At 73.8% G+C, this 8,840-nt stretch carries 6 protein-coding genes; 5 read left to right on the forward strand and 1 reads right to left on the reverse strand.

The genetic code is table 11. The features are described 5' to 3' along the window. Positions 1-33: 33 nt before the first annotated feature. Complete coding sequence (locus EAD96_RS10090) at positions 34-669, reverse strand: type II toxin-antitoxin system PemK/MazF family toxin (RefSeq protein ID WP_121684085.1); 636 nt, start codon at positions 667-669, stop codon at positions 34-36. Positions 670-870: 201 nt separating this feature from the next. On the opposite strand from EAD96_RS10090, the gene ligA reads away from it, so the two are divergent. The 5 genes from ligA to EAD96_RS10115 all read left to right on the forward strand — a co-directional run. After that, on the forward strand, positions 871-3,006 hold the full coding sequence (gene ligA, locus EAD96_RS10095) for an NAD-dependent DNA ligase LigA (protein WP_199733121.1): 2,136 nt from the start codon (positions 871-873) through the stop codon (positions 3,004-3,006). Positions 3,007-3,157: 151 nt separating this feature from the next. Further along, positions 3,158-5,722, forward strand: coding sequence for a bifunctional diguanylate cyclase/phosphodiesterase (locus EAD96_RS10100; protein WP_121684084.1), 2,565 nt, complete (start codon positions 3,158-3,160; stop codon positions 5,720-5,722). 105 nt (positions 5,723-5,827) lie between these two features. Further along, a complete protein-coding gene (gatC, locus tag EAD96_RS10105) occupies positions 5,828-6,133 on the forward strand; it encodes an Asp-tRNA(Asn)/Glu-tRNA(Gln) amidotransferase subunit GatC (RefSeq protein WP_013284468.1) in 306 nt (101 codons plus the stop codon). Between the two features lie 76 nt (positions 6,134-6,209). Continuing rightward, positions 6,210-7,685 (forward strand): Asp-tRNA(Asn)/Glu-tRNA(Gln) amidotransferase subunit GatA, encoded by a 1,476-nt coding sequence (gene gatA / locus EAD96_RS10110; protein ID WP_120571318.1) that lies wholly within the window; start codon positions 6,210-6,212, stop codon positions 7,683-7,685. A gap of 232 nt (positions 7,686-7,917) precedes the next feature. After that, positions 7,918-8,840, forward strand: a 923-nt coding sequence (locus EAD96_RS10115; RefSeq protein ID WP_121684086.1) for an Ig domain-containing protein, incomplete at its 3' end; no start/stop codon positions are given.

The raw sequence follows: 8,840 nt of genomic DNA on the forward strand, positions 1-8,840 counted from the left end.
GGGCGGGTCCGGGTGCCGGCTGCCGCGGACGGATCAGCCGGTGAGGTGGTCGAGGCGGCGGATGCCGCGCCACAGGGCCGGGTCGCAGGTGCCGGCCCGGTCGGCGAACGCGCTCAGCGGCACCGGGATCGGCTCGCTGACGTCCAGGTAGCTGTCGTGGTCGGCGTCCGGATCCCAGTCCCGCGTCGGGATCGGCAGGTGGTCGTCCCGGTCCGACTTGTCCTGGCTGGTGATCTTCAGCACCTCGGCGTCCCGGCCGTCGACGCGCAGCACCAGGCAGGGGCGCACCTTGGAACCGGTTCCGTCGGCGTAGGGCACGTCGGCCCACCAGATCTCCCCGGGCCGGGGCTCGTCCCGGTCGGCCCGGGCGCCCCGCGGCCTCGGCGGCGCGCCGACGCGCTCACCTCGCGACCCGCCGCCGGCCCGGTCACCGCGGCGCCCGCCGCCGGGCCGGTCGTCCCCACGTCCACCGCCGGTCCGGTCGGTGCCGGGCCGGTCGCCGCCCGGCCCGCTGCTCCGGCTGCCACGGCCGGTGCCCGGCCGCCGTCCACCGGCCCGGTCGCGCGTCCCGGCGGCGCGTTCGGCCGAGCGGCGACGCCAGTCGTTCCACAGCCAGCCGGCCGCGACGCAGGCCACGATCACCAGCGCCCAGATCACCCCGTCGCGCATCCGTCGCCCGCCTTCCCGACCGTTGTCGCCCAGCACCGCCGACGCGATCGTCGCACGGCCGGGCCGCACCCGCCCGGCGGCGCGACCGGCGCCGGTTCGCCCTGCTCGGCGCGGGTGGCCGGACGACTGTCACCCCCGACCGCTACGGTTCTCGGGTAGCACGAACACGGGAGGTCGACAGCGGTGTCCGAAGGCGGCGGCGTGTCCGAAGAAGCGGTTCCCCCAGCGGTCGACGCGGCCCAGGACGCGGCGGCGGGTGCCGAGCCGACCCCGGCGGCCCGGGAGCGGCACGCCACGCTCAGCCAGGAGCTGACCGAACACCAGTACCGCTACTACGTGCTCGACGCGCCGACCGTCACCGACGCGGAGTTCGACAGGCAGCTGCGGGAGCTGGAGGCGCTGGAGGCCGAATACCCGGCGCTGCGCACGCCCGACTCGCCCACCCAGCGGGTCGGCGGCACCTTCTCCACCGACTTCACGCCGGTCGCGCACGCCGAGCGGATGCTCTCGCTCGACAACGCCTTCGCCGACGAGGAGCTGGCGGCCTGGTCCGAGCGGGTCGAGCGCGACGCGGGCGGCCCGGTGCCCTACCTGTGCGAGCTGAAGGTCGACGGGCTCGCCATCAACCTGACCTACTCCAAGGGCCGGCTGGTGCGCGCCGCGACCCGGGGCGACGGCCGCACCGGCGAGGACGTCACCGCCAACGTGCGCAGCATCAAGGGGGTGCCGGCCCGGCTGACCCCGGCCGACGACTTCCCCGACGTGCCGGATCTGATCGAGGTGCGCGGCGAGATCTACTTCCCGGTGGCCGCGTTCGCCGACCTGAACGCGAGCCTGGTCGAGCAGGGCAAGGCGCCGTTCGCCAACCCGCGCAACGCCGCCGCCGGCAGCCTGCGGCAGAAGGACCCCCGGGTGACCGCGTCCCGCCCGCTGCGCCTGGTGGTGCACGGCATCGGCGCGCGCAGCGGGTTCCGGCCGGCCGCGCAGTCCGAGTCGTACGCTGCGCTCAAGGCGTGGGGGCTGCCCACCAGCGACCGGTGGCGGGTGGTGGACGACCTGGCCGGCGTCGCGGAATACATCGCCTACTACGGCAAGCACCGGCACGACGTCGAGCACGAGATCGACGGCGTGGTGGTCAAGGTCGACCCGGTCTCCATCCAGGGCCGTCTCGGCTCGACCAGCCGCGCGCCGCGCTGGGCGATCGCCTTCAAATACCCGCCGGAAGAGGTCAACACCAAGCTGCTCGACATCGACGTCAACGTCGGGCGCACCGGCCGGGTCACCCCGTTCGCCGTCCTCGAACCGGTCCGGGTGGCCGGCTCCACAGTGGCGCTGGCCACGCTGCACAACGCCCGCGAGGTCGAGCGCAAGGGCGTGCTCATCGGCGACACGGTGGTGCTGCGCAAGGCCGGCGACGTGATCCCCGAGGTGCTCGGCCCGGTGGTCGAGCTGCGCCCGGCCGACGCCCGCCCGTTCGTCATGCCGACCACCTGCCCGGCCTGCGGCACTCCGCTCGCGCCGGCCAAGGAGAGCGACGTCGACATCCGCTGCCCCAACGGGCGGGCCTGCCCCGGTCAGATCCGCGAGCGGGTCTTCTACCTGGCCAGCCGCAAGGTGCTCGACATCGAGGTGCTGGGCGAGAAGGGCGCGGCGGCGCTGCTCGACGCCCAGATCATCACCAACGAGGGCGACCTGTTCCAGCTCGACGCCGAGCAGTTGAGCCGATCACCGTTCTTCGTCAACAAGGACGGCAGCCTGGGCAGCAACGCCACCAAGCTGCTCGACAACCTCGCCGAGGCCAAGGAACGCGACCTGTGGCGGGTGCTGGTGGCGCTGTCCATCCGGCACGTCGGCCCGACCGCCGCCCAGGCGCTCGCCCGGCACTTCCGCTCGGTCGCCGCGATCGAGGCCGCGAGCGAGGAGGAGCTGTCCTCGGTGGACGGCGTCGGCCCGACCATCGCGGCGAGCGTGAAGGAGTGGTTCGCCGTCGACTGGCACCGCGACGTGGTGCGCAAGTGGGCCGAGGCGGGCGTACGGATGGCCGAGGAGGCCGCCGACGAGGGGCCGCGACCGCTCGACGGCGTCACTGTGGTGGTCACCGGCACGCTCAGCGGGTTCAGCCGTGACCAGGCGGCCGAGGCGATCCAGGCCCGGGGCGGCAAGGTGACCGGCTCGGTCTCCAAGAAGACCGGCTTCGTGGTGGTCGGCGACAATCCCGGCTCCAAGGCCGACAAGGCCGCCACACTGAAGCTGCCGATCCTCGACGAGGACGGATTCCGCGTCCTGCTGGACTCCGGCCCGGAGGCGGCCCGCGAGGTGGCCCGGGTGGAGGACTGACAGGCTGGTCACAGCTTCCCTCCGGCGGATACCAAGTTAATTACGACTACGACCGATTCGTGACTGTCGTGTCGGGGAAATCGCCTCGGAGGGCGTTTCATTGGCGTACGACGCGTGACGGCGCGCGCCAGGACGTTCCCCGGGAGGTGCGATGGAGACCGGCGACCCGCGTAACTCCGTCCCGCCCGGGCGGAGCGGGCCGTTCTTCGGCTTCGTCGGCGCGATCGGCGTCGTCGCCCTGGCGGTCTCGGTCGGTCCGCTCGTCGCGCTCGCCGACAGGTGGAGCGGACTGCCGGCCGCGTTCTGGACCATGGCGGCGCTCGCCGTCGCCTGCGACGCCCGCCCGTTCGTCCCGCCCGGCCGGCGGCAGACCTCGGCGGTGTTCCCGTCGACCTGCTTCACCTTCGCCATCCTGCTCGGCTGGGGCTTCGGTCCGGCTGTCGCGGTGCAGGCCGTGGCGGTCGCGGTCAGCGGCTGGCGGCTCGGGTACGCCCCCTGGCGCACCGGCTTCAACGCGGCGCAGTACGCGTGCGCGCTGGCCGCCGCGTACGCCGTCACCCGGATCGGCCCGGGTGAGCTGTTCGACGGCGGCCGGTTGCACTGGACCGACGTGGCGGCGGTGGGCGGCGCGACGGTCGCCTGGTTCGTGGTCAACTACGGGCTGGTCAGCTCGGCGGTCCGGTTGCGCTTCGGCGACCGCTGGTGGCCCAGCGTCCGCAGCGGCCTGGCCTATGAGCTGCTCGCCACCGGTTCGCTGCTGCTGCTCGCGCCGGTGCTGGTGGCCGCCGCCCGGGCCAGCGCGGCGCTGATCCCGCTGGTGCTGGTGCCGCTGTTCGCGGTCTACCGGATGGCCCGGCTCTCCGCCGAACGGGAACAGCTCGCCGACGTGGACCCGCTCACCGGGCTGCCCAACCGCAAGGCGCTGCTGACCGAGGTGGCCGAGCAGGTGCACCTGCACGGCGACCGGGCCGCCCGGGGCGCGCCGGACGCCCACCTGGCGCTGCTGCTGCTCGACCTGGACCGGTTCAAGCACGTCAACGACGCGCTCGGGCACGCCGTGGGTGACCGCCTGCTGGTCGAGGTGAGCGCCCGGCTGATGGGCGCTGTGGACGGCGGTGACATGGTGGCGCGGCTCGGCGGCGACGAGTTCGCCATCGTCGTACCCCGGCTCACCGACATCGACCAGGCCCGCGAGCGGGCCGACCGGGTGGTGGCCGCGCTCGCCGAGCCGGTGCCGCTGGACGGGCTGCCGCTGGACGTGGGCGGCGCCATCGGCATCGCGCTCTACCCCGACCACGGCGAGGACTTCGCCACCCTGATGCGTCACGCCGACGTGGCCATGTACGACGCGAAGCACCGCAACGACACGGTGGCGGTCTACGCGCCGGAGTCCGACCACAACTCGGCCGAGCGGCTGAGTCTGCTGGCCGACCTGCGGCGGGTGCTGGAGTCCGGCCCGTCCGCGCAGGGCGGCGAGACGGTCGGCGTACGCGGGGGTGACGGCGCCGCCCTCCAGCCGGCGCTGCCGGTCCGGGCCGACCGCCCGGCCCGCAACCAGCGCCCGGCGCGCGACGGCGGCCGCGGGCGGTCCGGCGACGGGCCGAACCGGTGGCTGCGGCGTCGCCGGGACCGGGCGGAGGAGCGGCACGACGACGACCTGATCGAGCGGATCCTCACCGGCGCCGACCCGATCCGCAGCCGGGCCGCGCGCGCCGGCGGCACCGCAGCGGTGGTGGCGCCGCTCGTGGCCGGTGGCGGGGACGCCGACGCGGAGACCGCGCGCGGGACGGACGCCGGGCACGACGTCGAGGCCGGCACCGGGCACGACGCGCAGGCCGCGGTGAGTACGGGCGCGCCGGGCGTCATCGGCCCGACCGCCGACGGGAGCACGACCGCCGAGCCGGACGACCAGGCCGCGCACCCGGGCGAGATCACCATGTACTACCAGCCGCAGATCGCCATCGCGACCGGCGAGGTGGTCGGCGTCGAGGCGCTGCTGCGCTGGCGGCACCCGCGCCGAGGCATGGTCGACCCGGGCGAGCTGATCCAGGTCGCGGAGCAGAGCGCGGTGATGCGCCTGCTCACCCGCCGCGTGGTCGACGACGTGGTGGAGCAGCTCGCCAAGTGGTCGGCGGCCGGGCTCACGCTGCGGGCCGCGCTCAACGTCAGCGTCCGTGACCTGCACACCGGCGAGATCGCCGACCAGATCGCCGACCGCCTGGCCCGGTACGGCGTGCCGCCGGAGCGCCTCCAGGTGGAGATCACCGAGGGCGCGCTGATGGCCGACCCCCGGCGGGTGCTCGCCAGCATCACCCAGCTGCACCGCATCGGCGTCGGCATCGCGCTCGACGACTTCGGCACCGGCTACTCGTCGCTGCAGCACCTGCGCCGGCTCCCGCTGTCCGAGGTGAAGGTGGACCGGTCGTTCGTCCTCGGGATGGCCGAGGACCCGGACGACGCCGCGATCGTCCGCTCGATGATCGAACTGGCCGGCGCGCTCGGGCTGCGGGTGGTGGCCGAGGGCGTGGAGGACGAGCGCACCTGGCGGCTGCTGCACGCCGCCGGATGCGACGTCGCGCAGGGCTGGTTCCACGCCCGGCCGATGCCGGCCGAGGACCTGGTGGCCTGGCTGTCCCGCTACCGCCCGGTGCGCCCGGCGGAGGCGGGGAGCCGCAGCGGTCCGGCGCCGGAGGGGGAGTCGAAGGCGTCGTCGTGACGGCGGGACAATAGACTCGCTCCGGTCACCGCGCGTCATCGAGCACGCCCGTACGCGCGGCCGGCCCACCGCAGACGTCTCAGGACAGCCACGAAGGGGGCACTGATGGCCGCCATCTCCCGCGAGGAGGTCGCGCACCTCGCGCGACTGTCGCGGCTCGCCGTCACGGAGGAGGAACTGGACACCTTCGCCGGCCAGCTGGATGTGATCCTCCAGTCGGTCGCGCAGGTCGGCGAGGTCGCCGCGGCGGACATCCCGCCGACGTCCCACTCCGTGCCGCTGACGAACGTGCTCCGCGAGGACGTGGTGCGGCCGGGCCTGACCCCGCAGGAGGCGCTGTCGGGCGCCCCCGACGCCGAGGAGCAGCGGTTCCGCGTCCCGCGGATCCTGGACGAGGATGTGGCCTCATGAGCGAGCGCAGCGAGCGAATCATCAGGCTCAGCGTGGTTGTCGGTCGTGACGGCACGGAGCGAAGCGGAGTGCCGGCATGACCGACCTGACGAAGCTGACCGCCGTTGAGATCGCCGGGCTGGTGGCGAGCGGCGAGACCTCCGCGGTCGAGGTCACCCAGGCCCACCTGGACCGCATCGGCGCCGTCGACGACCGGGTGCACGCGTTCCTGCACGTCGACACCGAGGGGGCGCTCGCCGCCGCCCGGTCCGTGGACGAGCGGCGCGCCGCCGGTGAGGAACTGGGCCCGCTCGCCGGTGTGCCGGTCGCCGTGAAGGACGTCCTGACCACCAAGGGCGTGCCGACCACCGTCGGGTCGAAGATCCTGGAGGGCTGGCGCCCGCCGTACGACTCGACGATCGTCGAGCGGCTGCGCGCGGCCGGCACGGTGATGCTCGGCAAGACGAACATGGACGAGTTCGCGATGGGCTCCTCCACGGAATACTCGGCGTACGGTCCGACCCGCAACCCGTGGGACACCGACCGGATCCCGGGCGGCTCCGGCGGCGGCAGCGCGGCGGCGCTGGCCGCGTACGAGGCGCCGCTGTCGATCGGCTCGGACACCGGCGGCTCGATCCGCCAGCCCGGCGCGGTCACCGGCACCGTCGGCGCGAAGCCCACCTACGGCGGCACCTCCCGCTACGGCCTGGTCGCGTTCTCCTCGTCGCTGGACACGCCCGGCCCGTGCGCGCGTACCGTGCTCGACGCCGCGTTGCTGCACGAGGCGATCGGCGGTCACGACCCGCGCGACTCCACCTCGATCCCGGCCCCGGTGCCGGACGTGGTGGCCGCGGCGCGGCGCGGCGCCACCGGCGACCTGACCGGCGTGAAGCTCGGCGTGGTCACCGAGTTCACCGGCGAGGGCGCGGAACCGGGCGTGATGGCCGCGTTCCGCGAGTCGGCCGAGGCGCTGGCGAAGCTGGGCGCCGAGATCGTCGAGATCTCCTGCCCGCACTTCAAGTACGCGCTGCCGGCCTACTACCTGATCGCGCCGAGCGAGTGCTCCTCCAACCTGGCCCGGTTCGACGGCGTCCGGTTCGGCCTGCGGGTCGGCGACGACGGCAACCGGTCGCTGGAGGAGGTCATGTCGCTGACCCGCGAGGCCGGCTTCGGTCCCGAGGTCAAGCGCCGCATCATGATCGGCACGTACGCGCTCTCGTCGGGTTACTACGACGCCTACTACGGTCAGGCGCAGAAGGTCCGCACCCTGATCACGCGGGACTTCACCAGCGCGTTCGAGCAGGTCGACGCGCTGATCTCGCCGACCACGCCGTTCGTGGCGTTCCCGATCGGGTCACGTACCGCCGACCCGTACCAGATGTACCTGGCGGACCTGTTCACCATCCCGACGAACCTGTACGGCGGCCCGGCCATCTCGGTGCCGTGCGGCCTGTCCGAGGGGCTCCCGGTCGGCTTCCAGATCATGGCGCCGACCATGGCCGACGACCGGATGTACCGGGTCGCCGCCGCGCTGGAGAGCGCCGTCGGCACGCTCACCCCGCCGACGCTCTGAACCCGGGGGTACGGAGGCGCTCGCCCGCCTCCGTACCGGGAAACGTCCCGCGCCCGGTGCGGTCACCACGACCGCGCCGGGCGCGGCTGTCGTCGTGGCGACACGGTGATCACCGATCAGTGGATTGCCCGGGGTCGCTGGCACTGGTCGAATAAACTCCGAGTCTGCTGGATCGACTGGACTGTGGCCCGCTGGCGGACGCGAGCGGTTCCGACCGAGAGCTGGATGTGCGATGGGGACACTTCGCCCGGTCATGGCCCTGACGATGGTTGCCGCTCTGCTGCTGGGCGCCGGGCAACCGGCCGCCGCGGAACCGGCCACCGCCGCCACCGAGGCCGTCACCATCACCTCGGGCAAGCCCCGGTCGGTCATGGTCATCGGGCAGGTCTACGCGATCCACACCGTCGAGGCGAGCGGTGGCACCGGGCCGTACCGGTTGTCGGTGGTCTCGGGCGCTCTGCCGCCGGGCATGCTCGTGGTGGGGAACTCGCTCGGCGGTGCCCCCACGACGCCTGGCACCTACACCTTCACGCTGCGGATGACCGACCAGAACGACCTCTTCGACGAGCAGACGGCAACAGTCGAGGTACGCGAACCGAAGGTCGTCATCACGTCGGGCAAGCCCCGGTCGCCCCTGTACCTCGGGCGGGTGTACGCGATCCACACCGTCGAGGCGAGCGGTGGCACCGGGCCGTACCGGTTGTCGGTGGTCTCGGGCGCTCTGCCGCCGGGAATGCTCGTGGTGGGGACGTCGCTCGGCGGCGCGCCGACCACCCCTGGCACGTACACGTTCACGCTGCGGATGACCGACAAGAACGACCGCTTCGACGAGCAGAACGCCACAGTCGTCGTCGCCGAGGCGGCGACCGCGTTCACCTCCGGCGAACCGCCCGCCGGCACCGTCGGTAAGCCCTACTCCTTCCGGTTCACCGCCGACGGCGACTCGGACATCGCGTTCGCACTGGCCGCCGGGGCCCTGCCGGACGGCCTCACCCTCGACGAGGAGGGCCGGCTCCGCGGCACCCCGACCAGCGCCGGCACGTTCGCCTTCACCGTCGCGGCGAAGGGGTACAGCACCAGCGCCACGAAGCAGGTGTCGCTGAGCGTCGCCGCCCCGGCCCCGGGCACCGACCACCCCGAGCGCCGCCCCGCCGC

It is taken from the genome of Micromonospora sp. BL1, from assembly GCF_003667485.1.
Taxonomy (GTDB): domain Bacteria; phylum Actinomycetota; class Actinomycetes; order Mycobacteriales; family Micromonosporaceae; genus Micromonospora; species Micromonospora tulbaghiae.